Origin of the sequence: Lysobacter luteus, assembly GCF_907164845.1 — a bacterium.
Classification (GTDB): Bacteria; Pseudomonadota; Gammaproteobacteria; order Xanthomonadales; family Xanthomonadaceae; genus Novilysobacter; species Novilysobacter luteus.
This window is the reverse complement of record NZ_OU015430.1, coordinates 2,202,655-2,227,048: the sequence shown is the minus strand read 5'-3', so window position 1 is coordinate 2,227,048 and position 24,394 is coordinate 2,202,655. Positions and strand designations below refer to the sequence as shown.

The following is a 24,394-nucleotide window of genomic DNA, read 5'->3' as shown; positions in this document are numbered from 1 at the left end:
GTCAGGCGGGACCGTCGGGCGTGCTCTCGCCGCGTGCGGCACGACGCGCGCCAAACCTCGCGCGCAGGCCGGGCAGGCTTGCAGCGAACACCACCACCACCGCCAGCAGGGTTTCGACCAGTGCCAGCGTGCGGTCCCCGGGACGCACCCAGGCCACCAGCACCCCGTGGCAGAACCACGCCAATGCGAACACGGCCGCCCAGAAGCCGGCGGTCCGACGACGCAGCGCGACACCCACTGCCAGCAACAGCGGCGGCAGCGCGAAGACCAGCAGTGCCACCCACGCATCGGGCCGCGGAGCGAACCAGTAGCCATACAGGGCCACCAGCGCCAGCAGGGCGACCAGCAGCACGCGCCGCGATGCGGGCAAGGGCGGCGTCATGCCAGCTTCGCCGCGATCGCCGCCACCCGTCGACCGAGCGCGCGGGCCAGGTGGGCCTCGTCGTCGCTGGGTTGCGGGTCGTCGTTGCCGCCGGCCACGTGGCTGGCGCCGTAGGGCGTTCCACCGGTGCGGGTGCTGCTGAGCAGCGGCTCGGTATACGGGATGCCCGCCAGCAGGCACCCGTGGTGCAGCAGCGGCACCATCATCGTCAGCAGGGTCGACTCCTGCCCGCCGTGCATCGTCGCGGTGGAGGTGAACACACCGGCCGGTTTGCCGACCAGCGTGCCGCTCGCCCACTGCGCACCCAGCCCGTCCAGCCAGTGCTTGAGTGGCGCAGCCATGTTGCCGAACCGGGTCGGACTGCCGACGAGCAGGCCGGCGCACTCTTCGAGGTCGCGTGGCTCGACATAGGGCGCGCCCTCCTCGGGCACTGGCGGCGCAGCCACCTCGGTCACCACCGCCACCGGCGGCACCGTACGCAGGCGTGCCTGCATGCCGTCGACCTCGCCGACCCCGCGCGCGACCTGTCGCGCCAGTCGCGCGACCGAGCCGCCGCGGCTGTAGTACAGGACCAGGATCTCGGGCATGGGCGTGGCTCGTGCAGGGAAGCCGCAAGGATAGGGTAGGGCGGTGTGAGTCGCGACCGCCGCCGCATCGGGTAACCTCCGGCCGATGGAGCCACTGGATTCATTCAACCGCTGGGGCGACCGCCTGCGCGATCGCGCGCGCGCGACCGCGTTCGCGCGGTTCCTCGGCCGGCGCTTCATCGAGGACGACCTGTTCCAGGCGGCTGGCGCGCTGTCGTTCACCACCGTGTTCGCACTGGTGCCGCTGTCGATGGTGGTGTTCGGGGTGCTGTCGGCGTTCCCGGTGTTCGCGCTGTGGAGCGAGCGGCTGAGCGACTACATCTTCTCCAACTTCGTGCCCAGTGCCGCGCGGTCGGTTGAGGATTACCTGCTGCAGTTCTCCACCAACGCCGGCCAGCTGACCACCGCCGGCACGGTCGCGCTGGTGGTGTCGGTGCTGATCACGCTCAATGGCGTGGAGCTCGCGTTCAACCGGATCTGGCGGGTCAAGTCGCACCGCCCGAAGTTCGGCCGCTTCCTGGTGTACTGGACGGTGCTGACGCTGGGCGCGCTGCTGGCGGCGGCAAGCCTGGCGATGTCGGCGCGGTTCTTCGCGCTGTCGGTGTTCGACACCGAGGCCGGCCACGTGCTCGAGGCGGCGATGTTGCGGCTGGCGCCGATGGCGCTGGAGGTGTTCGCTTTCGCGACGATCTACAAGGTGGTGCCCCATCGCACCGTGCAGTGGCGCCACGCGATTGCCGGCGCCCTGCTGGCGACCGTGCTGTTCGAACTGGTCAAGGGCGGCATCGGGATCTACCTGGGCACGTTCGGCAACTACTCGAGGATCTACGGCACGCTGGCGTTCGTGCCGGTGTTCCTGCTGTGGATCTTCATGAGCTGGATCGCCGTGCTGCTGGGCGCATCGCTTGCCTCGTCGATTTCGGCGTTCCGCTACCAGCCGGTGTCGATGCGGCTGCCCGAGGGCTATGAGATGTACGGCCTGCTGCGGCTGCTGGCGCGGTTCAACGAGGCCCGCACGAGCGGGGCGGGCCTGCACACCGACGACATCCAGCGGCTCGAACCCCTGCTGACCGATTCACTCGTGCAGGAGATGCTCGCGCAACTGGCCGAGATCAACGTAGTGCGTCGTGCCGAGGGTGGCGAATGGCTGCTCGCGCGCGACCTCGACTCCCTCAGCCTGGCCGAGCTGTACGAGGCCTGCCAGCTGCGCATCCCCGTGGCCGAGGCCCACCTGCCATGCCGTGACGATGCCCTGGGCAAGTCCGCGGTCGCCGCGCTGGACGAACTGCGCGTGCCCCTGCGGGCGCTGCTCAAGCGGCGCGTCTCCACCATCCACGCCGAAGAGGACTGAGCCGTGCGTACTGTGTCATTACGAAACATCGTCCTCGTCGCGCTCGTCGGCGCCGTGCTCGGTTGCCAGCCGGCCGATCGCCCCGGCACCGCGGCCGGGGGCGGGGAAACGGCGGCACCGTCCGTGCCCGTGGATGGCGCGGTCGTCGCGGACAAACCGGTTCCCGAGCCCGCCGATGCGGCCAAGGGCGCCGATACCGGTACGCCCGCGTTGCGGATCGACACCCTGGATGGGGCGACCTACGACCTGGCCGACCGGCGGGGGACCTGGGTGGTGGTCAACTTCTGGGCGACCTGGTGCGCGCCGTGCCTGAAGGAGATGCCGGAGCTTTCCGCGCTCGACGCCATGAACGAGCACATCGAGGTGGTCGGGCTCGCCTACGAAGACATCGAAGTGGACGCCATGCGGGAGTTCCTCGCCGACCACCCGGTCGTCTACCCGATCGCGATCCTCGATACCTACGACCCGCCGGCCGACTTCGACACCCCGCGCGGGTTGCCGATGACCTGGCTGATCGCGCCCGATGGCCGGGTGGCGCACAAGGTGCTGGGGCCGGTGACCGCGCGCGAGATCGAGGATGCGATCGCCGCCGCCGGCGGACCGGCTGCCGGTCGCGCCGGAGCACCGTCGTGACGGCGGCGCGCTTCGTCGTTGGCGGCCGGGTGCAGGGGGTGTTCTTCCGGGCCGGCACGCGCGAGCAGGCGCAGCGGCTGGGGTTGCGCGGCTACGCCCGCAACCGCGCCGACGGCCGGGTCGACGTGCTGGCGGTCGGTGGAGCCGCTGCAATCGATGTGCTGGCCGCGTGGCTGCGGCAGGGGCCGCCACAGGCTCGCGTTGACGAGCTGGAACGGCTGGATGCCGACCCGGCCGAAGCCGGCGCGGACTTCACGATCGGCTGAGCGCCTGGCCGTTCGCCATGGAGTACACCGCGGCGGCGAAATCGCGGGCGAACGCATCCATGTCGAACAGGCCGCTGTCGCGCCGGCGTCGAGCGACCTCGGCACGAAGCTCGTGCAGCGCAGTCGGATCGCAGCCGAGCCCGGTCGCGCGCGCCACAAACGCGGCGTCGTCGGCCACGTTCATCGCCGGCATGCCGAGGTGGTGGTTGAGGCTGCCGGCGACACGCGACGCGAAGGTTTCGCCGGGCACCGTCAGCACCGGACAGCCTGCCCATAGCGCGTCCGACGCGGTCGTGTGTGCGTTGTAGGGTGCGGTGTCCAGGAACAGGTCGGCATGCTGCAGACGCGCGAGGTAGTCCGCGTGCGGCTGCTTGGGCATGAAGACCAGCCTCTCGGGGGTCACGCCGCGGGCCTGCGCGACCTCGCGCAGGCGGCGGTCCGCGTCGCCCGGCCCCGACAGCAGCCACAACACGCTGCCCGGCACCGCACGCACGGCCGCGAGCGCGCGCGCCACGCTGGCCGGGTTGAGCTTGTAGCTGTTGTTGAAGCAGCAGAACACCGAGCCCGTCGCCGGCAACCCGCATGCCTCGCGCGACGGCGGGACGGGCAGGGCGCGGGTGCTGTCGGATGGCTGGAAACAGCGTGGAAGTCGCACCACCGTCTCGCTGAAGTGCGGTTCCAGCGCGGGCGGCAGCACGAACTCGTCGGCCAACACGTAATCGATCCACGGTGCGCCGGACGTGCCGGGGTAAGCGAGCCAGTTGACCTGCACCCGCGCTGGCCGCATTGCCAGCACTTCGGGCGTACCGCCACCGCCCCAGCCGCGCAGGTCGAACAGCACCTCGATGGCGGCGTCGCGGATCGCCATGGCCACCTGGGCATGGTTGCGCCCGGCGACATCGTGCACCCGGGCGGCGGACTCCAGGCGATGGCGGATCGGGCTGCCGTCGCGCGGGTTGAGTGCGAACAGGTGCAGGTCGATGTCCGGCACCGTGCGCAAGGCTTCGAACAGGGCCACGGTCAGCAGGCCGGTCGGGTGTGCGCCGAACCCGTTGGAGAGGAAGCCGACGCGAACCCGACCGCCCGGTGGACGCGAAGGCGCGGGCGGCAGGCGCCGGATGACGCGCGCCAGTGGCGCCGCCCGCAGCCGCGCGCACTGCAGCTGTTCGGCCGCGGTGCTGTCCTCGCTGAGGAAGGCGAACGGCTCGATCGCCGCGCGGCCTTCGCTCACCGCGGTACGGACCTGGGTGGCCAGCGTGTCGAGGTCGCGCCAGTCGCACAGGCGCCGGCGCCAGGCCAGCAGGTAGGCCGCCAGCTGCGGTTCGTCCGGTGCGAGCGCGTGGGCCGTGGTGTAGGCATCGGCCGCCGCCTCGGCCTCGCCGGCGTCCTCCAGTGCGTGGCCCAGCCAGACCGCGATCCCAGGGTGGCGCGGCGCGGCGCCGGCGGCTGCCTGCAGGCTGGCGACGGCTTCGGGGAACCGCCGTTGCAGCCAGTGCGCGCGCCCGAGCCGTGCCAGTGCCTCGGGGTGGCCAGGCGCGAGTGCGAGTGCCTGCTGGCAGGCCGACTGCCCCGCCAACGCATCGCCGGCATCCAGCTCGGCGTCGGCCAACACAATCCACGCCAGCGCGTTGCGCGGTTCGCGGCGCACCGCCTCGCGCAGGTCGGCGCGTGGATCACTTGGCGCCATCACGTGCCCCGTGTCAGCCGCGCGAGCTCGTCGGCCTGGTGCTCGGACTGCAGCCGGCTGACCAGCGCATCCAGGTCGCCGGTGAGCACGTTGGGCAGGTCGTACAGGGTCAGGCCTTCAACCCGGTGGTCGGTGATCCGGCCCTGCGGGTAGTTGTAGGTCCGGATGCGCTGGCTGCGGTCGCCGCTGCCGACCTGCAGCTTGCGGTCCTCGGCGATCGCGGCCGCGGCCTTCGCGGCCTGCGCTTCGGCCAGCGTCGCCACCAGTCGCTTCATGGCCTTGTCCCGGTTGGCGTGCTGGCTGCGCTCGGTCTGGCTTTCGACCACCACGCCCGACGGGAGATGGGTGATCCGGATCGCCGAGTCGGTCTTGTTGACGTGCTGGCCGCCGGCGCCGGACGAGCGGAAGGTATCCACGCGCAGGTCGGCCGGGTTGATCTCGATCGGTTCGCCGTCCGGCTCCACCGCGATGATGGCGACGGTCGCCGCCGACGTGTGGATGCGGCCCTGCGATTCGGTCTCGGGGACGCGCTGGACGCGATGCGTGCCGGACTCGAATTTCAGCCGTGAGTACGCGCCGCGCCCCTCCACGCGGGCGATCACCTCGCGGTAACCGCCGTGCTCGCCCGGGTTGGCCGACTCCACCTCGACCCGCCAACCCTGCCGCTCGGCGTAGCGCGAATACATCCGGAACAGGTCGCCGGCGAAGATCGCCGCCTCGTCGCCGCCGGTGCCGGCGCGGACTTCCAGGTAGATGTCGCCTTCGTCGCGCGGGTCCTTCGGGATCAGGTGGGCGAGCAGTTCGGCGTCCAGGCGCTGCAGGCGCTCGTTGGCGCTGGCGATCTCCTCTTCCGCCAGCGCGCCCAGTTCGGGGTCGTTGCGCATCGCCTCGGCCGCGGCCAGGTCGGCCTTGGCCGCGGCCTCGTCGGCCAGCGCGGTGGCGACCGGCTCGAGCTGGGCGAACTCGCGCGAGAGCTGGCGGAAGCGATTGGCATCGCCGATCACGCCGGGGTCGGCGAGCAGGCGCTCGAGCTCTTCGCGGCGTTCAGCGAGGGCTTCGAGCTTGCGGCGCAGGGTCGGGGTCATCGGAGGTCTCGGGAAGGAAGCGGCCGGAACGCGGTGTCGCCGTGCACGGCGAACCGCGCGGCGACACCGCCGGGGATGCTACTTGCGGTTGGCCGCCAGCGGCGGCACCGGCGCGCCCGCCACGTCCGCCGGCGCGTCGGCGCCGCCGGCCGCGGGGACGGCCGGGAACATGCGTTCGGCCGCGCGGGCCAGCTCGGTGTTGCCGCTGAGCGCCGCGTCGCGGAGTGCAACCGTCGGCGCGTGCAGCAGTCGGTTGGTCAGCGTGTGCGCCAGGTATTCGAGCACCGACTCCGGCGCCTCGCCCGACGCCAGTTGCGCCCGCGCACGGGCCAGCGCCTCGTCGCGTGCGGCCTCGCCATGCGCGCGCAGGCGCTTGAGGGGCGCGGTGCGGGCACTGGCGGCGGTCGACTCCATGAACCGGGCGACCTGGATGTCGATGATCGCCTCGGCCTCGATCGCGGCCTCGCGTCGGCTGCGGCGGTTGTCCTCGATCGCGCGCTGCAGGTCGTCCACCGTGTACAGGAACACGTCGTCGATACCGGCGACGTCGGCGGCGATGTCGCGCGGCACCGCGAGGTCCAGGAGCAGCATCGGCCGGTGCCGGCGCTGGGCCAGCGCCTGCTGCACCTGCGGGCGGTGCAGTACCGGCTCCCGGCTGGCGGTGGCCGACAACACCACGTCGGCCTCGCCCAGGTGCTTGTCGAGTTCGGTCAGCGGCAGGGCAACGCCACCGTGGCGGCTGGCCAGTTCCTGCGCGTGCGAGAGCGTGCGGTTGGCGACCAGCAGCCGTCGAACCCGTGCCTGGACGAGATGGCGGGCCGCCAGTTCGATGGTCTCGCCGGCGCCGATCAGCAGCACGGTGGAGTCCTCGAGGCGGGCGAACGACTCCTGCGCCAGGCGCACCGCGGTGGAGGCCACCGACACCGGGTTCGCACCGATGCGGGTGTGCGTGCGGGCGCGCTTGGCGGTCGAGAAGGTCTGCTGGAACAGACGGTCGAGCTGGCCGCCAAGGCTGCCGGCGCTGCGCGCAGTGGCCCAGGCGTCCTTGACCTGGCCCAGGATCTGCGGCTCGCCCAGCACCAGCGAGTCCAGCCCGGTGGCGACCCGGAACAGGTGGCGCACCGCGTCGCTGCCGGTGTGCCGGTACAGGTAGCCGTGCAGGCCCTCGCCAACGCCGGCGGTGTCGGCCGGGTGGGTCGCCAGCCAGTCGGCCAGCGTGCTGCCGTCGTCGTCGGTGACGGCGTAGATCTCGGTGCGGTTGCAGGTCGACAGCAGCGCGGCTTCATGCACCCGTGGCAATGCCCGAAGTGCCGCCAGCGCCGCCACCGTCGCATCGCCGGAAAACGCGACGCGCTCGCGCAGGCTGACCGGCGCGGTCTGGTGGTTGAGGCCGAGGACGTGGATGGACATGGCGAGGCGGCGAGGCTACCCGTTCAGGTGCTTGCGATAAGCTGCTGGCTGCTGAAGGCCGCCATTCTACCGGCCCGGCCGACAACGGATCGAAGCCCGATGCCCGCAACTGCGCGTTCATTCATTGGTGGTGCCGTGCTGGTGGTGGCGATGGCCTTGCCGGCCATTGCGCCGCAGGCCCGCACGCCACCTTCCGACGACCCGGTGGTGCGTGCACTGGAGCCGTTGCTGGCGGCCGAGTTCGCCATCCAGTCGGGGCGCCTGGACGATGCCGCTCGCTGGTACCTGGAGGCCGCGCGCGCCGCCGACGACATCGAACTGGCCGAGCGCGCAACCCGCGTCGCCCTGCTGGCGCGTGACGATGCCCGCGCCGCGCAGGCGCTCGAGCTCTGGCGCGCCCAGGGCGGGGCGGGCGAGCGGTTGCTGGCCGCCGAAGCCACCCTGGCCCTGCGCAGCGGCGAAACCGATGCCGCCCGTCGCCACCTGACCGCCCTGCTGGCGTCGCCTGCCAACGGCTGGCGCGAGGCACTCGCGGTGTTGGCCGGCGGCGCGGGCGACCCGGACCAGGCCGCCGCGCTGCTCGAGGACTTGGTCGACAGCGGCCATATGCCCGCCGAACTCCAGGCCTGGCTGGCCTTCGGCGGCCTGGCCCAGCGCCTGGAACAACCGGCATTGGCCGAGCGGTTGGTGGCCGAGGTGGTACGCCGGTTCCCGGGCGAGCCGCGCGTCGCCCTGCTGCGTGCCAGCCAGTTGCGCGAGGCCGACCGCGACGACGAGGCGCGCGTAGTGCTCGAGACGCTCGCCGCGCAGGCCAGCGGCGACGCCGACCTGCGCCTCGCGATCGCCTACGAATACGACGCGCTCGGCGACCTCGCCGCCGCGGCGGAAATCCTCGGGCGGGGACCGCAGGACGACCAGTCCTACGCGTTGCGCGCCTCGTTGCTGGCCCGGGCCGAGGACAAGACCGCACTGGTCGCGCTGTACGACGAGTTGCGTCGCGGCGCGGCGCGGCCCGACCCGCAGCGGCGCCTGCTGCTCGGGCAAATGGCCGAATTCCTGGACCGGCACGAGGAGGCGCTGGACTGGTACGCCGGCGTGCCGGGCGGACCGCAGCGCTGGCCCGCGAAGCTGCGGGCCGCCAACGTGCTGCATGAACTCGGCCGCGGCGCCGAGGCGGTCGAGCGCCTGCACGAGCTCCAGGCCGACGCTTCCGCGCCCGACGCCGCCCGCCGCGACGCCTACCTGCTCGAGGCCTCGCTTCACGAGGAGGATGGCGCGGCCGAGGCCGAGATGGACGCCTACGCGCGTGGCCTGGCCGAGTTCCCGGACGAGCTGGAGATCCTGTACGCCCGTGCGCTCAGCTGGGAGCGCCGCGACGACATCGCCCGCGCCGAGGCCGACCTGCGCCGCATCCTGGTGATCGAGCCCGAGTCGATCGCGGCCCTCAATGCACTGGGCTACACCCTCGCCGACCGCACCGACCGCTATGCCGAGGCGCTGGAGTTGATCAACCGCGCCCGCGCCGCCGAGCCCGACAACGCGGCGATCATCGACAGCTACGGCTGGGTGCTCTATCGCCTCGGCCGCACCCAGGACGCGCTGGCGGAGCTGCGCCGTGCGTTCGCGTTGCAGAAGGACGCCGAAATCGGTGCCCACCTGGGCGAGGTGCTGTGGGTGCTGGGCCAGCGCGAGGAGGCCCGGCGCTATTTCGAGCAGGCCCGTGAGATCGACCCCGACAACCGCGCGCTGCGGCGCGCCCTCGAAAAGACCGGCGCATGACATCCCGATTCCTGATTCCCGCGGCTGCCGCGGTGCTGCTGGCCGCGTGCGCGGCACCCCCGGTCCGCCCGGACCTCACCCCGGCCCAGGTCGCCAGCGCGCAGGCCACGCAGGTGGAGCGCGAACAGGCATTGCAGGCCGACGACGCCTGGTCGCTGGTCGGCCGCATCGCCGTGTCCAACCAGGGCAAGGGCGGCAGCGGCCGGGTCGAGTGGAGCCGCACCGGGCCCGATTACGTGGTGTCGCTCAGTGCGCCGGTCACGCGCCAGAGCTGGCGACTCTCCGGCGACGGGCGCCAGGCCTTGCTCGAAGGCCTGGAAGGCGGCCCGCGGCAGGGCCCCGATGCCGGCTTGCTGCTGCTCCGGGCTACCGGCTGGGACATTCCCGTCGACGCGCTCGGCGACTGGGTGCGCGGCGCCCGGTCGGAGGCGGCGGGTCCGGCCCGGATCGAATACGGAGCCAACCTGCTGCCGTGGGCGATCGAACAGGACGGCTGGCGGATCGAATACGAATGGCCGGAGCCGGCGGCGGTCGCTTCCGCGGCCCCGGTGCTGCCCACCCGGCTCGATGCGACCCGTGGCGAGGCCCGCGTTCGGCTGATCGTCGATGAATGGATCGACTGAGGCGTCCCGGTCGACTCCCGGGACGGTGACCGGGCCGGCCGGCGAGGGTTGGAGCGCCTGGCCGGCGCCGGCCAAGCTGAACCTGTGCCTGCGCATCGTGGGCCGCCGCGCGGACGGCTATCACCTGCTGCAAAGTGTTTTCCGCCTGCTGGAATGGGGCGACACGATCCACCTGCGTCCCCGTGACGATGGCCGCATCGTCCGCCATGGCCCATCGGCAGCGGGTGTGGCGGAAGCCGACGATCTGGCCGTCCGAGCGGCTCATCTTCTGAAAACTTCGGCCAAATGTGCGCAAGGCGTGGACATCTGCGTTGAAAAGCGCATTCCGGCGGGCGGCGGGTTTGGTGGCGGGTCGTCCGACGCCGCCACGGTGCTGGTCGCGCTGGACCGGATCTGGGATACCCGGCTCGGCGTGGACCGGCTGGCGGCGCTGGGGCTCGCGCTGGGTGCGGACGTCCCGGTGTTCGTCCGCGGCGACAACGCCTGGGCCGAAGGCGTGGGCGAGCGGCTGACCCCGATGGCGCTGCCGCCGGCGTGGTACCTGCTGGTCGACCCCGGGGTGCATGTGCCGACCGCCGATCTGTTCGCAAGCGCTGAATTGACGCGCGATGCGGCGCCCGCGACAATATCCGACTTCGTTTCGGGTAGGCCGCTCGGGAATGCATTCGAGCCGGTGCTGCGCGGGCGTGAACCGGCGGTCAATGCCGTGTTCGCGGCCCTGTCGCGCGTCGGTCGTCCGCACCTGACCGGCACCGGCAGCGGCTGCTTCGTCGAGTTCGCCACGCGCGAGGCCGCCGCGGCCGCGCTGGCGGCGTTGCCACCGGGTCTTCGCGCCTGGCTGGCGGCAGGGGCGGTGCGTTCGCCGCTGCATGTCGCGCTCGAGGCTCTCAATCAACCGCAGGGGCGTCGCCAAGAGGCCCAAGGCACCAGGTTTTGATCCTGGCATTCGTAGGTTCGAATCCTACCGCCCCTGCCAATCCCGGACGGCGGCAGGTCCAGCGCCTGCGGCAATAGCAAGCCACGATTTTGCGGCTCCCACGGTCAGAGCGAAGCGGAGAATCCAACGTGCAGAACGATCGCAACCTGCTGGTGTTCAGCGGCAACGCCAACCGCCCGCTGGCGCAGGCGGTGTGCAAGGAGCTCGGCACCCGGCTGGGCAAGGCGCTGGTGGGGCGGTTCTCCGACGGCGAGGTCCAGGTCGAGATCGAGGAGAACGTCCGCCGCCAGGAAGTCTTCGTGATCCAGCCGACCTGCGCGCCCAGCGCGGAGAACCTGGTCGAGTTGCTGGTCCTGATCGACGCGCTCAAGCGCGCCTCGGTCAGTTCGGTCACCGCGGTCGTGCCGTACTTCGGCTACGCCCGGCAGGACCGGCGCCCGCGCTCCTCGCGCGTGCCGATCACCGCCAAGGTCGCGGCCGGCATGTTCAGCTCGGTCGGGTGCGACCGCGTGCTCACCGTCGACCTGCATGCCGACCAGATCCAGGGCTTCTTCGACATCCCGGTCGACAACGTCTACGCCTCGCCGCTGCTGCTGGCCGACATCTGGCGCGCGCACGGCACCGACAACATGGTGGTGGTCAGCCCCGACGTCGGCGGCGTGGTCCGCGCCCGCGCGATCGCCAAGCGCCTCGACGACGCCGACCTGGCGATCATCGACAAGCGCCGTCCGCGCGCCAACGTCGCCACGGTGATGAACATCATCGGCGACGTGGCGGGCAAGACCTGCGTCCTGGTCGACGACATCGTCGATACCGCCGGCACGCTGTGCGCCGCCGCGGCCGCGCTGAAGGAGCACGGCGCGACCAAGGTCGTCGCCTACTGCACCCATCCGGTGCTGTCGGGCGCAGCGATCAGCAACATCAGCAAGTCGCAGCTCGACGAGCTGGTGGTGACCGACACGATCCCGTTAAGCGAGGCGGCGCGCGAGTGCAGCCAGGTGCGCCAGCTCAGCGTCGCCGAACTGCTGGCCGAAACCATCCGGCGCATCGCGTTCGGCGAATCGGTGAGTTCCCTCTACGTCGATTGACCCGCGTCGGTCGACCCTGTTCCGCGGTGCCGGGAGTCCGGCCCGCAACACGCTCGCCTGGTCGCGGGTGAGCGTTTCCAGCCGCCGCGAGGCGGTCCATAGCAAGCAAAGCGAGTAACGAAAATGTCCGAACACACCATCAAGGCCGCCGGCCGTACTGACGAAGGTAAGGGTGCGAGCCGCCGCCTGCGTCATGCCGCCCAGATCCCGGCCATCGTCTACGGCGGCAAGTCCGAGCCGAAGTCCATCCAGCTCGAGCACGAGCACATCTGGCTGGCCAGCCAGCACGAGTGGTTCTACTCGTCGATCCTGAACCTCGACATCGACGGCAAGGTCGAGCAGGTCCTGCTGCGCGACATGCAGCGCCACCCGTACCGCCAGCTGATCATGCACCTGGACTTCCAGCGCATCAGCGCCAACGAGACGCTGCGCGCCTCGGTCCCGCTGCACTTCATCAACGAAGAGCTGTCGCCGGCCGGCAAGGCCTCCGACGTGGTCGTGATGAAGGAACTGACCCAGGTCGAAGTCAGCTGCCTGCCGAAGGACCTGCCGGAGTTCATCGAGGTCGACCTGGCCGAGCTGACCGTCGACCAGATCGTCCACCTGTCGTCGCTGAAGCTGCCCAAGGGCGTCGAGATCCCCGAGCTGAAGCTGGGCAAGGAGCACGACGTCGCCGTGGTCGTCGCGCGCCAGGGCCGCGTCGAGGCGGAGTCGAGCGACGACGCCGGTTCGGCCGAGGTCCCGGCCGCCAAGGTCGAGAAGGACGCCGAGTAAGACGGTTGTCCGGTGCGCGCCGCGATCGCGGCCGCACCGGGCGCTGTCCGCGTTTTGATGGCTGGCCTTCGCCTCATCGTCGGACTGGGCAATCCCGGTCCCGAGCACATCCGGACCCGGCACAACGCCGGGTTCTGGTTTGTTGACGCCCTCGCCGAAAAGTTCGGCGGGCGCTTCAGCGTCGATGCCAAGCTGTTCGGTGCCAGCTGCAAGGTCGAGATCGACGGGCAGGTGGTCTGGCTGCTCAAGCCGGGCACCTTCATGAACCTCTCGGGCAAGTCGGTGATGGCGGCCCTGCGTTTCTGGAAGATCGATCCTGCCGAGGCGTTGCTCGCCCATGACGAGCTGGACCTGCCACCGGGTACCGCCCGGTTGAAGTTCGATGGCGGCCATGGCGGGCAGAATGGCCTGCGCGACACCATGCGGCTGCTCGGTCACGGCGGTTTCCACCGGTTGCGGGTCGGCATCGGCCATCCCGGCCACAAGGACCGCGTCACCCCGTGGGTGCTCGGGCGCCCGGACGGCACCGACGAGACCCTGATCCTGCGCGCGATCGACGATGCCATCGATGTCATGCCCCTGGCGGTCGGCGGCGATTTCAACGAGGCGATGAAGCGCCTGCACACCCCCAAGTAGCCGCGTGACCTTCGAGAGCCAGCGGTAAAGGGACGTCCCCGACCCCCCTTTACCATTGACTCTTCACCAGCGACGGCCTCTCCCATGGGAATCAAATGCGGCATCGTCGGCCTGCCCAATGTCGGCAAGTCGACCCTCTTCAACGCCCTGACCAAGGCGGGCATCGCCGCGGCCAATTTCCCGTTCTGCACGATCGAGCCCAACGTCGGCGTGGTGCCGGTGCCGGACCCCCGCCTCAATGCGTTGGCCGAGATCGTCAAGCCGCAGAAGGTGCTGCCGACGGCGGTCGAGTTCGTCGACATCGCCGGCCTGGTCGCCGGTGCGGCCAGCGGCGAAGGGCTGGGCAACAAGTTCCTCGCCCACATCCGCGAGGTCGACGCGATCACCCACGTGGTGCGCTGCTTCGAGAACAGCGACGTCATCCACGTCAACAACAAGGTCGACCCGCTCGCCGACATCGACACGATCGACACCGAGCTGGCGCTGGCCGACCTGGAAAGCGTGCAGAAGGCCCTGCAGCGCGCCGAGCGCAACGCCAAGACCGGCGACAAGGACGCCAAGGCCCGGGTGGAGGTGCTTGCCCGGATCCGTGACGGCCTCGATGCCGGCACCCCGGCGCGCGCGCTGGACCTGTCCGACGACGACCGCGCGGCGGTCCGCGACCTGTTCCTGCTCACCCTCAAGCCGGTGATGTACGTGGCCAACGTGCTCGAGGATGGCTTCGAGGACAACGCGCACCTGGACGCCGTCCGTGCCCGCGCGGCAGGGGAGGGTGCCGAGGTGGTGCCCGTATCGGCCGCGATCGAGGAGGAGCTCAGCCAGCTCGACGACGCCGACCGGGACGCGTTCCTGACCGACCTGGGGCTGGACGAACCCGGCCTCAACCGGGTGATCCGCGCCGCCTACAAGCTGCTCGGCCTGCAGACCTACTTCACCGCCGGCGTCAAGGAAGTGCGCGCGTGGACGGTCAAGGGCGGCTCTACCGCGCCCCAGGCCGCCGCGGTCATCCACACCGACTTCGAGAAGGGCTTCATCCGCGCCGAGACCATTGCCTACGACGACTTCATCCGCTATCGCGGCGAAGCTGGCGCGCGCGAGGCCGGCAGGCTGCGGCTGGAGGGCAAGGAATACCGGGTGCAGGAAGGCGATGTCCTGCATTTCCGCTTCAACGTCTGACCGGCTTGGCGCGGCGGCGCGGAAGGTGAAATAATCCGCGCCGCGGCATTGACTTCCTTTCCAACGGTCGCCAGAATTGCGGGCTCTTTGGAGGGATACCCAAGCGGCCAACGGGGGCAGACTGTAAATCTGCTGGCTTACGCCTTCGGTGGTTCGAATCCACCTCCCTCCACCACGGAACATCCGGTCGCCTTACCAGCTTCCGGCAGCAGTACCCAAGCAGGTTTGTCCGGCGCGGGAGTAGTTCAACGGTAGAACCTCAGCCTTCCAAGCTGATGGTGCGGGTTCGATTCCCGTCTCCCGCTCCATTGAACGCCGCGACGTCCGCCCGCTTGAACAATTCGCTCACGTAGCTCAGTCGGTAGAGCACCTCCTTGGTAAGGAGGAGGTCACTGGTTCGATTCCAGTCGTGAGCACCACATTTCAACGCAACACAAACGCAAACCACCGGGATACAGCCATGGCCAAGGGTAAGTTCGAGCGCACCAAGCCGCACGTCAACGTCGGCACGATCGGTCACGTCGACCACGGCAAGACCACGCTGACCGCAGCGCTGACCAAGATCGGCGCGGAGCGTTTCGGTGGTGAGTTCCACGCCTACGACGCGATCGACAAGGCGCCTGAGGAAAAGGCCCGTGGCATCACGATCTCGACCTCGCACGTGGAATACGAAAGCCCGACGCGCCACTACGCGCACGTTGACTGCCCGGGCCACGCCGACTACGTGAAGAACATGATCACCGGTGCGGCGCAGATGGACGGCGCGATCCTGGTGTGCTCGGCCGCTGACGGCCCGATGCCGCAGACGCGCGAGCACATCCTGCTGGCCCGCCAGGTGGGCGTGCCGTACATCGTGGTGTTCCTGAACAAGGCCGACATGGTGGACGACGCCGAGCTGCTGGAGCTCGTCGAGATGGAAGTGCGGGAGCTGCTGAGCAAGTACGACTTCCCGGGCGACGACACCCCGATCATCCACGGTTCGGCGCTGAAGGCGCTGGAAGGTGACCAGTCGGAGATCGGCGTGCCGGCGATCATCAAGCTGGTGGAGGCGCTGGACAGCTGGATCCCGGAGCCCGAGCGCGACGTGGACAAGGCGTTCCTGATGCCGGTCGAGGACGTGTTCTCGATCTCCGGTCGCGGCACCGTGGTGACCGGCCGCATCGAGCGCGGCGTGATCAAGGTGGGCGAGGAAATCGAGATCGTCGGCATCCGTCCGACCGTCAAGACGACCGTCACCGGCGTCGAGATGTTCCGCAAGCTGCTGGACCAGGGCCAGGCGGGCGACAACGCGGGCCTGCTGCTGCGCGGCACCAAGCGTGACGACGTGGAGCGCGGCCAGGTGCTGTGCAAGCCGGGTTCGATCAAGCCGCACACCGACTTCGAGGGCGAGGTGTACGTGCTGTCGAAGGACGAGGGTGGCCGTCACACGCCGTTCTTCAAGGGCTACCGCCCGCAGTTCTACTTCCGCACCACCGACATCACCGGTGCGGTGGAGCTGCCGGAAGGCGTGGAGATGGTGATGCCGGGCGACAACGTGAAGATGGTCGTCTCGCTGATCAACCCGATCGCCATGGACGAAGGCCTGCGCTTCGCGATCCGCGAAGGCGGCCGTACCGTCGGCGCCGGCGTGGTCTCCAAGATCATCAAGTAACAAACGAGGTCGACTGCCCGCGGCGCGGGCAGTCGCCAACGCGCGAACGGCGGGCCCAGGATTGATGTCGGATCCGTGGTCCGCCTTCGCCGTCTCAAGGGTCCCGGGGAATCGGGGCGACCAAACATACGCCAGTAGCTCAATTGGCAGAGCAGCGGTCTCCAAAACCGCAGGTTGGGGGTTCGAGTCCCTCCTGGCGTGCCACCTGATGACGCGGTCGCGAAAGCGGATCGTGCGACGAGCCGGATGAACAGCAAGGTCGAACAACCCAGGTCCGCCAGTGCCGGCGATTTCGTCAAGTACGCCCTTGCGGTGCTGCTGGTTGCGGCCGGCGTGTTCGCCTATCTGTGGTTCGAGCAGTGGCCGGGGGCGTTGCGCGCGCTCGCCGTGCTCGGCGGCCTTGTCGCCGGCACGGTGGTCTTCCTGTCCAGCCACAAGGGCGGGCAGGTGCTGGAGTTCCTCTCGGAATCCCGCTTCGAGCTGCGCAAGGTGGTCTGGCCGACGCGCCAGGAAGCCACGCGCACGACGTGGGTCGTCATCCTCGCGGTGATTATCCTGAGCCTGCTGCTCGCCGGCTTCGACGTGGTCATCCAGGCCGCCGTCAAATGGCTGCTGGGACGCTAAGGAGATGACAGACGTGGAAAACGCAGACAACGCCCAGCCCGCCGCCGGCAATCGCCGCTGGTACGTGGTGCACGCCTATTCCGGCTTCGAGAAGTCGGTGGCGCAGGCGCTGCGCGACCGCATCGTGCGCGCCGAGATGCAGGACCGCTTTGGCGACGTGCTCGTGCCGACCGAGGAAGTGGTGGAGATGCGCTCCGGCCAGAAGCGCCGTTCCGAGCGAAAGTTCTTCCCGGGTTACGTGCTGGTCCAGATCGCCACCAATGACGAGAACGGCATCCCCCGGATCGACAGCGAGAGCTGGCACCTGATCAAGGAAACCCCGAAGGTCATGGGGTTCATCGGCGGCACCGCCGACCGTCCGCTGCCGATCGCCGACCATGAGGCGGATGCGATCCTGAACCGCGTCCAGGAAGGCGTGGCCAAGCCCAAGCCGAAGGTGTTGTTCGAGCCCGGCGAGATGGTCCGTGTCACCGATGGTCCGTTCAACGACTTCAACGGCGTGGTCGAAGAGATCAACTACGAGAAGAGCCGGTTGCGCGTGGCCGTGCTGATCTTCGGCCGCTCAACCCCGGTCGAACTTGAGTTCGGCCAGGTCGAGAAGGCCTGATCCGGCCGGCGCGCCCGCGCCGAAAAACTAATGTATACTGCCCGGCTGCGCTGTCAGCGCCGGGTGGCCAGAAAGCCGCCACAGCCGTTCGGGTCGCCCCGAGCGGCTGCTTGCGCAAGTGCGACGTGAACGCCGGGACACGTGATTTCCCGGCCCGATGGGGAGCCTGACAACAGGCGCTTGCACCCGGAGAGCAAACCAGATGGCAAAGAAAGTAATCGGCTACATCAAGCTGCAGGTCAAGGCCGGTCAGGCCAATCCGTCGCCGCCGGTGGGCCCCGCCCTCGGCCAGCGCGGCCTGAACATCATGGAGTTCTGCAAGGCGTTCAACGCGGCCACCTCGAAGCTCGAGCCCGGCCTGCCGACGCCGGTGATCATCACCGCGTACTCCGACCGTACCTTCACCTTCATCACCAAGAGCACCCCGGCCACCGTGCTGCTCAAGAAGGCGGCCGGCGTCACCTCCGGCTCCAAGCGCCCCAACACCGAGAAGGTGGGCAAGGTCACCCGTGCCCAGCTCGAGGAGATCGCCAAGGCGAAGGAAGCGGACCTGACCGCGGCCGAGCTGGAAGCGGCGGTGCGCACGATTGCGGGTTCCGCCCGCAGCATGGGTCTGACGGTGGAGGGCTGAGAAGATGGCAATGACCAAGCGTGAGAAGGCCATCAAGGCCGCCGTCGTTCCGGGCAAGGCGTACGCCTTCGACGAAGCGATCAAGATCATCAAGACCGCCACCAAGGCCAAGTTCGTCGAGTCCGTCGACGTCGCGGTCCGCCTCGGCGTGGATGCGAAGAAGTCCGACCAGCAGGTGCGCGGCTCGACCGTGCTGCCCGCCGGTACCGGCAAGTCGGTCCGCGTGGCGGTGTTCGCCCCGGCTGGCGCCAAGGCAGACGAGGCCCTGGCCGCGGGTGCCGAGGCCGTTGGCATGGACGACCTGGCCGAGAAGATGCAGGCCGGTGATCTCAACTACGACGTCGTCATCGCGACCCCGGATGCGATGCGCGTGGTCGGCAAGCTCGGCCAGGTGCTCGGCCCGCGTGGCCTGATGCCGAACCCGAAGGTCGGCACCGTGTCGCCGAACCCGGCGGAGGCCGTCAAGGCCGCCAAGGGTGGCCAGGTCCGCTACCGCACCGACAAGGCCGGCATCATCCACTGCACCATCGGCAAGGCCGACTTCGACGATGGCTCGCTGAAGGGCAACCTCGAGGCGCTGCTGATGGACCTGATCAAGGCCAAGCCGGCGACCGCCAAGGGCCAGTACCTGCAGAAGGTCTCGGTCAGCTCGACGATGGGCCCGGGCGTCACCGTCGACCAGTCGACCCTGGTGCTGAAGTAATCAACAAATTTTGAGGGCATCGCCCGGGCCCCGGTCCGGGCGATAGCCGTCAAAGACCGCAGGTGCGGTCAACGCCTACCGGCGACGGGCACGGAAGCTCGACTTGGCAGGGAATCGCCGTCGGTGGAAACGGGGCTGCTTAATCCGGACCTTCGGGTCGGCCTGCGTAGATGGTGCCTTCTGGAAAATTTTTCTGGAGTGGCCGCCACCGGGACGCCGCAAGGTGTCCCCGATGCCAGGGACCGGCGTCGCCTAGGACCGCGAACGGCAGGAGCCGTAAGCGGAATTCAATTGGAGGAGTGCAATGGCTCTCAATCTGTCCCAGAAGCAAGAAGTAGTCGCCGAGCTGGCAGACATCGCCGCCAAGGCCCACTCCTTGGTCGCAGCCGAGTACGCGGGCACCACGGTCAGTCAGATGACCGCGATGCGCAAGACGGCCCGCGAAACCGGCGTGTACTTGAAGGTTGTCAAGAACACGCTGGCCTCGCGCGCCGTGGTCGGTACCGAGTTCGAGGTCGTCAAGGACGCCCTGACCGGTCCGCTGCTGTACGCGTTCTCGCTGGAGGAACCCGGTGCTGCCGGGCGCCTGATCAAGGAAGCCGCCAAGGGCAACGACAAGTTGCAGGCCCGTCTCGTCGCGGTGGAAGGCAAGTTGCTGCCGGCCGCCCACGTCGACGTGCTGGCATCGCTGCCGACCCGCGAGCAGGCGCTGTCCATGCTGGCCCGCGTCCTGGCCGAGCCGGCCTCGATGTTTGCCCGCGTCGTCAAGGCCGTGGCCGACCAGCAGGGTGGTGGCGAAGCCGCCCCCGCCGAAGCCGCCGCCGAAGCCTGATCCACGCAGGCGACTCTACTAACCGTTTCGCAAGATCACTGATCTCGAACAATATTTTCCAGAGGTAATCAAAATGTCCCTGTCCAACGAGCAGATCGTCGAGGCCGTCGCCGCCAAGTCGCTGATGGAAGTGATGGAGCTGGTGAAGGCCATCGAAGAGAAGTTCGGCGTCACCGCCGCCGCCCCGGTCATGATGGCCGGTGGCGCCGCCGCCGCCGCCGCCCCGGCCGAGGAGCAGACCGAGTTCGACGTCATCCTGAAGGAAGCCGGCGCGAAGAAGGTCGAGGTCATCAAGGCCGTCCGCGCCATCACGGGCCTGGGCCTGAAGGAAGCCAAGGACCTGGCCGAGGCCGGCGGCATGGTGAAGGAAGCCGCTTCGAAGGAAGACGCCGAGAAGTTCAAGAAGGACCTCGAGGCCGCCGGCGCGACCGTCGAGCTGAAGTAAGCCGTACTTGCGTCGCCAGGCGTTATCGGCGACCACCTGAGGCTGGGGGCGTAAGCCCCCGGCCTTTGGCCGTTGTTGCAGTTCCCGTGCGGAACTGGTTCCACCCGAGACGAGCTGTTAGCTGGAAGTAGCGGGAGATGGCGTGCTGGTGCCGGCAATACCAGCGACTTCCAAGTAGCAGCTTACGTATTCCCCCGGGGCCGCGGACGCGCGGCCCGCAAAGACGAGGCGGTAGCACCATGACCACAGCTTCCACGACGAATTATTCGTTCACCGAGAAGAAGCGCATCCGCAAGGACTTCGGCAAGCGCAAGTCCATCCTCGAAGTGCCCTTCCTGCTCGCCATCCAGGTCGACTCGTACCGCGCGTTCCTGCAGGAGCACACCGATCCCGCCAAGCGCGAGGACCGTGGCCTGCACGCCGCGCTCAAGTCGGTGTTCCCGATTTCGAGCTACAGCGGCAACGCCGCGCTGGAGTACGTGGGCTACAAGCTGGGCGAACCCGCGTTCGACGAGCGCGAGTGTCGTACCCGTGGCATGAGCTACGGCGCACCGCTGCGCGTCACCGTGCGCCTGGTGATCTACGACCGCGAGTCGTCGACCAAGGCCATCAAGTACGTGAAGGAGCAGGAGGTCTACATGGGCGAGATCCCGCTCATGACCGAGAACGGCACCTTCATCGTCAATGGCACCGAGCGCGTCATCGTCTCGCAGCTGCATCGCAGCCCGGGCGTGTTCTTCGACCACGACCGCGGCAAGACCCACAGCTCGGGCAAGCTGCTGTACAGCGCCCGCATTATCCCGTACCGCGGCTCGTGGCTGGACTTCGAGTTCGACCCGAAGGACGCGCTGTTCACCCGTATCGACCGTCGCCGCAAGCTGCCGGTGACCGTGCTGCTGCGCGCGCTGGGCTACAACAACGAAGAGATGCTGGCCGAGTTCTTCGAGGTCAACACCTTCCACATCGACCCGAAGGAAGGCGTGCAGCTGGAGCTGGTGCCCGAGCGCCTGCGCGGCGAGACCCTCGACTTCGACCTGGCCGATGGCGACAAGGTCATCGTCGAGGCCGGCCGCCGCATCACTGCGCGCCACGTCAAGCAGCTCGAGGCCTCCGGCATCGAAGCGCTGGCCGTGCCCGACGCCTACCTGGTCGGCCGCATCCTGTCGCACGACGTGGTCGACGCGGGCACCGGCGAGCTGATCGCGAACGCCAACGACGAGATCACCGAGGAGCAGCTCGAGGCCCTGCGCAAGGCAGGCATCGAGACCGTCGGCACCATCTGGGTCAATGACCTGGACCGCGGTCCGTTCATCTCCAACACCCTGCGCATTGACCCGAGCAAGACCCAGCTCGAGGCGCTGGTCGAGATCTACCGGATGATGCGTCCGGGCGAGCCGCCGACCAAGGACGCCGCGCAGAACCTGTTCCACAACCTGTTCTTCACCTTCGACCGCTACGACCTGTCGGCCGTCGGCCGGATGAAGTTCAACCGCCGCATCGGCCGCAAGGAAACCACCGGCGCTTCGGTGCTATACGACGCCAAGTACTACGGCGAGCGCAAGGACGAGGAGTCCAAGCGTCTGGCCGCCGAGTGCGGTGAAGGTTCCGACATCCTCGACGTGATCAAGGTCCTGACCGAGATCCGCAACGGCCGTGGCGTGGTGGACGACATCGACCACCTCGGCAACCGCCGCGTGCGTTCGGTCGGCGAAATGGCCGAGAACACCTTCCGCGTCGGCCTGGTCCGCGTGGAGCGCGCGGTCAAGGAGCGCCTGTCGATGGCCGAGTCCGAAGGCCTGACCCCGCAGGAGCTGATCAACGCCAAGCCGGTGGCCGCCGCGATCAAGGAGTTCTTCGGCTCCTCGCAGCTGTCCCAGTTCATGGACCAGAACAACCCGCTCTCGGAAGTGACCCACAAGCGTCGCGTCTCGGCCCTCGGCCCGGGCGGCCTGACCCGTGAGCGCGCCGGCTTCGAAGTGCGCGACGTGCACCCGACCCACTACGGCCGCGTCTGCACCATCGAAACGCCTGAAGGCCCGAACATCGGCCTGATCAACTCGCTGGCCGTGTTCGCCCGCACCAACAGCTACGGCTTCCTCGAGACGCCGTACCGCAAGGTGGTGGACGGCAAGGTCACCGACGACGTCGAGTACCTGTCGGCGATCGAGGAGAACGAGTACGTCATCGCCCAGGCCAACGCGACCCAGGACGAGAAGGGCAAGCTGTCGGCCCAGTTCGTCGCCTGCCGCTACCAGGGTGAGAACCTGCTCAAGCCGCCGAGCGAGATCCACTTCATGGACGTCTCGCCGATGCAGACCGTGTCGGTGGCCGCCGCGCTGGTGCCGTTCCTCGAGCACGATGACGCCAACCGTGCGCTGATGGGCGCCAACATGCAGCGCCAGGCCGTGCCGACGCTGCGTGCGCAGAAGCCGCTGGTCGGCACCGGCATCGAGCGTGCCGTGGCGCGCGACTCCGGCGTGACCGTCAACGCTCGCCGTGGCGGCGTGATCGAGCAGATCGACGCAGGCCGCATCGTGGTCAAGGCCAACGAGGACGAGATCTCAGGTGAGACCGATGCCGGCGTCGACATCTACAACCTGATCAAGTACACGCGCTCCAACCAGAACACCTGCATCAACCAGCGCCCGCTGGTGAATGTCGGTGACGTGGTCGCGCGCGGCGACGTGCTGGCCGACGGTCCCTCGACCGACATCGGCGAGCTCGCGCTGGGCCAGAACATGCTGGTCGCGTTCATGCCGTGGAACGGCTACAACTTCGAGGACTCCATCCTCCTGTCCGAGCGCGTGGTCCAGGAAGACCGCTACACCACGATCCACATCGAGGAGCTGACCGCGGTCGCCCGCGACACCAAGCTCGGGCCGGAGGAAATCTCCGCCGACATCCCGAACGTCTCCGAGCAGGCCCTCAACCGCCTCGACGAGTCGGGCGTGGTGTACATCGGTGCCGAGGTCCGGGCCGGCGACATCCTGGTCGGCAAGGTCACGCCGAAGGGTGAGAGCCAGCTGACCCCGGAAGAGAAGCTGCTGCGGGCGATCTTCGGTGAGAAGGCGTCCGACGTTAAGGACAGCTCGCTGCGCGTGCCGCCGGGCATGGACGGCACCGTCATCGACGTGCAGGTCTTCACCCGCGACGGAATCGAGAAGGACAAGCGCGCCAAGCAGATCGAGGAGTCCGAGGTCCGCCGCGTCAAGAAGGACTTCGACGACCAGTTCCGCATCCTCGAGGCGGCGATCTACGACCGCCTGCGCAGCCAGCTGATCGGCAAGACCGCCAATGGCGGTGCCGGCCTCAAGAAGGGCGAAACCGTCACTTCGCTGGTGCTCGATGGCCTGAGCCGGAAGGACTGGTTCAGCCTGCGCATGAAGGACGAGGAAGCGGTCGAGGCGATCGAGCGCGCGCAGAAGCAGATCGCCGCGCACGAGCAGGAGTTCGAGCGCCGGTTCGCCGACAAGCGCGGCAAGATCACCCAGGGTGACGACCTCGCCCCGGGCGTCCTCAAGATGGTCAAGGTCTTCCTCGCTGTTAAGCGCCGCATCCAGCCGGGCGACAAGATGGCCGGCCGCCACGGCAACAAGGGTGTCGTGTCGACCATCGTGCCGGTGCAGGACATGCCGTACATGGCCGATGGCCAGACCGTCGACATCGTCCTCAACCCGCTGGGCGTGCCGTCGCGTATGAACATCGGGCAGATCCTCGAGGTCCACCTGGGCTGGGCCGCCAAGGGCCTGGGCCAGAAGATCCAGCGGATGCTCGAGGCGCAGGCCAAGGTGGCCGAGCTGCGCAAGTTCCTCGACGAGATCTACAACCACGACCACAAGCTGCAGGGCGAGCGCGTCGACCTCAAGCAGTTCAGCGACAAGGAACTGCTGACCCTCGCGCAGAACCTCACCGACGGCGTGCCGATGGCCACCCCGGTGTTCGACGGCGCGGCGGAGTCCGAGCTCAAGGCGATGCTGCGCCTGGCCGACCTGCCCGAGAGCGGCCAGACCGTGCTGCACGACGGTCGCACCGGCGAGGCCTTCGAGCGCGAGGTGACGGTCGGCTACATGCACATGCTGAAGCTGAACCACCTGGTCGACGACAAGATGCACGCGCGTTCGACCGGTCCGTACTCGCTCGTCACCCAGCAGCCGCTGGGCGGCAAGGCGCAGTTCGGCGGCCAGCGTTTCGGCGAAATGGAAGTCTGGGCGCTGGAAGCCTACGGCGCGGCCTACACCCTGCAGGAAATGCTGACGGTGAAGTCCGACGACGTGCAGGGCCGTAACCAGATGTACAAGAACATCGTCGACGGCGAGTACGAGATGGTCGCCGGCATGCCGGAGTCCTTCAACGTACTGGTGAAGGAGATCCGCTCGCTCGCGATCAACATGGAGCTGGAAGAGACCTGAGCCGGGCCGGGGAGCGCCGCGTGACGCGCGCTCCCCGATCCCTTGGTGACCGACAGCCCTTCGACGATTTACTCCTCT

23 protein-coding genes and 5 tRNA genes are annotated in these 24,394 nt (G+C 68.8%); 23 read left to right on the top strand and 5 right to left on the bottom strand.

The window, feature by feature from the left end:
- Position 1 precedes the first annotated feature (1 nt).
- Together KOD61_RS10515 and wrbA are read right to left on the bottom strand one after the other, a co-directional pair.
- Complete coding sequence (locus KOD61_RS10515) at positions 2 to 382, bottom strand: DUF2069 domain-containing protein (protein ID WP_215218625.1); 381 nt, start codon at positions 380 to 382, stop codon at positions 2 to 4.
- The gene (gene wrbA, locus KOD61_RS10510) at positions 379 to 969 is read right to left on the bottom strand and encodes an NAD(P)H:quinone oxidoreductase (protein WP_215218624.1); all 591 of its coding nucleotides are present in this window, start codon (positions 967 to 969) and stop codon (positions 379 to 381) included. Before wrbA ends, KOD61_RS10515 begins: the two co-directional genes overlap by 4 nt.
- Before the next feature lie 85 nt (positions 970 to 1,054).
- On the opposite strand from wrbA, the gene KOD61_RS10505 reads away from it, so the two are divergent.
- Genes KOD61_RS10505 through KOD61_RS10495 form a run of 3 tightly spaced genes read left to right on the top strand, consistent with a single transcriptional unit; the run spans position 1,055 to position 3,219 of the window.
- The gene (locus KOD61_RS10505; protein ID WP_215218623.1) at positions 1,055 to 2,320 is read left to right on the top strand and encodes a YihY family inner membrane protein; all 1,266 of its coding nucleotides are present in this window, start codon (positions 1,055 to 1,057) and stop codon (positions 2,318 to 2,320) included.
- 3 nt (positions 2,321 to 2,323) lie between these two features.
- Positions 2,324 to 2,953: a TlpA family protein disulfide reductase gene (locus KOD61_RS10500; protein WP_251370574.1), complete on the top strand. Its 630-nt coding sequence runs from the start codon at positions 2,324 to 2,326 to the stop codon at positions 2,951 to 2,953.
- On the top strand, positions 2,950 to 3,219 hold the full coding sequence (locus KOD61_RS10495) for an acylphosphatase (protein ID WP_215218622.1): 270 nt from the start codon (positions 2,950 to 2,952) through the stop codon (positions 3,217 to 3,219). The genes KOD61_RS10500 and KOD61_RS10495 overlap by 4 nt, the downstream gene beginning before the upstream one ends.
- Here KOD61_RS10495 and KOD61_RS10490 read toward each other — a convergent pair.
- The 3 genes from KOD61_RS10490 to hemA form a co-directional block, all read right to left on the bottom strand.
- Entirely contained in the window at positions 3,206 to 4,906 is a 1,701-nt protein-coding gene (locus KOD61_RS10490) for an O-linked N-acetylglucosamine transferase, SPINDLY family protein (protein ID WP_215218621.1), read from the bottom strand. The two genes, KOD61_RS10495 and KOD61_RS10490, sit on opposite strands and share 14 nt — an antisense overlap.
- Positions 4,906 to 5,991: a peptide chain release factor 1 gene (gene prfA, locus KOD61_RS10485; protein ID WP_215218620.1), complete on the bottom strand. Its 1,086-nt coding sequence runs from the start codon at positions 5,989 to 5,991 to the stop codon at positions 4,906 to 4,908. The genes KOD61_RS10490 and prfA overlap by 1 nt, the downstream gene beginning before the upstream one ends.
- 78 nt (positions 5,992 to 6,069) lie before the next feature.
- Complete coding sequence (gene hemA / locus KOD61_RS10480) at positions 6,070 to 7,401, bottom strand: glutamyl-tRNA reductase (RefSeq protein ID WP_215218619.1); 1,332 nt, start codon at positions 7,399 to 7,401, stop codon at positions 6,070 to 6,072.
- A 99-nt stretch (positions 7,402 to 7,500) separates the two neighbouring features.
- On the opposite strand from hemA, the gene KOD61_RS10475 reads away from it, so the two are divergent.
- From KOD61_RS10475 to rpoB, 20 genes are all read left to right on the top strand, one after another.
- A complete protein-coding gene (locus KOD61_RS10475; protein WP_215218618.1) occupies positions 7,501 to 9,180 on the top strand; it encodes a tetratricopeptide repeat protein in 1,680 nt (559 codons plus the stop codon).
- A complete protein-coding gene (gene lolB / locus KOD61_RS10470; RefSeq protein WP_215218617.1) occupies positions 9,177 to 9,803 on the top strand; it encodes a lipoprotein insertase outer membrane protein LolB in 627 nt (208 codons plus the stop codon). The genes KOD61_RS10475 and lolB overlap by 4 nt, the downstream gene beginning before the upstream one ends.
- A gap of 25 nt (positions 9,804 to 9,828) precedes the next feature.
- Positions 9,829 to 10,740, top strand: a complete 912-nt coding sequence (gene ispE / locus KOD61_RS10465) for a 4-(cytidine 5'-diphospho)-2-C-methyl-D-erythritol kinase (protein WP_251370573.1) — start codon at positions 9,829 to 9,831, stop codon at positions 10,738 to 10,740.
- Positions 10,703 to 10,779: transfer RNA gene (locus KOD61_RS10460), tRNA-Gln, on the top strand. The genes ispE and KOD61_RS10460 overlap by 38 nt, the downstream gene beginning before the upstream one ends.
- An 89-nt stretch (positions 10,780 to 10,868) precedes the next feature.
- The gene (locus KOD61_RS10455) at positions 10,869 to 11,828 is read left to right on the top strand and encodes a ribose-phosphate diphosphokinase (RefSeq protein WP_215218615.1); all 960 of its coding nucleotides are present in this window, start codon (positions 10,869 to 10,871) and stop codon (positions 11,826 to 11,828) included.
- Between the two features lie 123 nt (positions 11,829 to 11,951).
- The gene (locus KOD61_RS10450) at positions 11,952 to 12,602 is read left to right on the top strand and encodes a 50S ribosomal protein L25/general stress protein Ctc (RefSeq protein ID WP_215218614.1); all 651 of its coding nucleotides are present in this window, start codon (positions 11,952 to 11,954) and stop codon (positions 12,600 to 12,602) included.
- 57 nt (positions 12,603 to 12,659) lie between these two features.
- Positions 12,660 to 13,238, top strand: a complete 579-nt coding sequence (gene pth / locus KOD61_RS10445; RefSeq protein WP_215218613.1) for an aminoacyl-tRNA hydrolase — start codon at positions 12,660 to 12,662, stop codon at positions 13,236 to 13,238.
- Positions 13,239 to 13,322: 84 nt separating this feature from the next.
- Positions 13,323 to 14,414 carry a redox-regulated ATPase YchF gene (gene ychF, locus KOD61_RS10440; RefSeq protein WP_215218612.1) on the top strand — a complete coding sequence of 364 codons (1,092 nt, stop codon included), beginning with the start codon at positions 13,323 to 13,325 and terminating at the stop codon, positions 14,412 to 14,414.
- Positions 14,415 to 14,503: 89 nt separating this feature from the next.
- A tRNA-Tyr gene (locus tag KOD61_RS10435) sits at positions 14,504 to 14,589 on the top strand.
- Positions 14,590 to 14,648: 59 nt separating this feature from the next.
- Positions 14,649 to 14,722 (top strand) — tRNA-Gly (locus KOD61_RS10430).
- A gap of 35 nt (positions 14,723 to 14,757) precedes the next feature.
- A tRNA-Thr gene (locus KOD61_RS10425) sits at positions 14,758 to 14,833 on the top strand.
- Between the two features lie 41 nt (positions 14,834 to 14,874).
- The gene (gene tuf, locus KOD61_RS10420) at positions 14,875 to 16,065 is read left to right on the top strand and encodes an elongation factor Tu (RefSeq protein WP_215218602.1); all 1,191 of its coding nucleotides are present in this window, start codon (positions 14,875 to 14,877) and stop codon (positions 16,063 to 16,065) included.
- A 128-nt stretch (positions 16,066 to 16,193) separates the two neighbouring features.
- Positions 16,194 to 16,269: transfer RNA gene (locus KOD61_RS10415), tRNA-Trp, on the top strand.
- Between the two features lie 42 nt (positions 16,270 to 16,311).
- Positions 16,312 to 16,689: a preprotein translocase subunit SecE gene (gene secE / locus KOD61_RS10410; RefSeq protein ID WP_215218611.1), complete on the top strand. Its 378-nt coding sequence runs from the start codon at positions 16,312 to 16,314 to the stop codon at positions 16,687 to 16,689.
- Between the two features lie 4 nt (positions 16,690 to 16,693).
- Positions 16,694 to 17,296: a transcription termination/antitermination protein NusG gene (gene nusG, locus KOD61_RS10405; RefSeq protein WP_215218610.1), complete on the top strand. Its 603-nt coding sequence runs from the start codon at positions 16,694 to 16,696 to the stop codon at positions 17,294 to 17,296.
- Positions 17,297 to 17,498: 202 nt separating this feature from the next.
- Positions 17,499 to 17,927, top strand: coding sequence for a 50S ribosomal protein L11 (gene rplK / locus KOD61_RS10400; protein WP_215218609.1), 429 nt, complete (start codon positions 17,499 to 17,501; stop codon positions 17,925 to 17,927).
- A gap of 4 nt (positions 17,928 to 17,931) precedes the next feature.
- On the top strand, positions 17,932 to 18,630 hold the full coding sequence (gene rplA / locus KOD61_RS10395) for a 50S ribosomal protein L1 (RefSeq protein WP_215218608.1): 699 nt from the start codon (positions 17,932 to 17,934) through the stop codon (positions 18,628 to 18,630).
- 304 nt (positions 18,631 to 18,934) lie between these two features.
- Positions 18,935 to 19,462 (top strand): 50S ribosomal protein L10, encoded by a 528-nt coding sequence (rplJ, locus tag KOD61_RS10390; RefSeq protein WP_215218607.1) that lies wholly within the window; start codon positions 18,935 to 18,937, stop codon positions 19,460 to 19,462.
- A gap of 73 nt (positions 19,463 to 19,535) precedes the next feature.
- Positions 19,536 to 19,907 (top strand): 50S ribosomal protein L7/L12, encoded by a 372-nt coding sequence (gene rplL / locus KOD61_RS10385; RefSeq protein WP_215218606.1) that lies wholly within the window; start codon positions 19,536 to 19,538, stop codon positions 19,905 to 19,907.
- A gap of 239 nt (positions 19,908 to 20,146) precedes the next feature.
- Entirely contained in the window at positions 20,147 to 24,316 is a 4,170-nt protein-coding gene (rpoB, locus tag KOD61_RS10380; protein ID WP_215218605.1) for a DNA-directed RNA polymerase subunit beta, read from the top strand.
- Positions 24,317 to 24,394 lie beyond the last annotated feature (78 nt).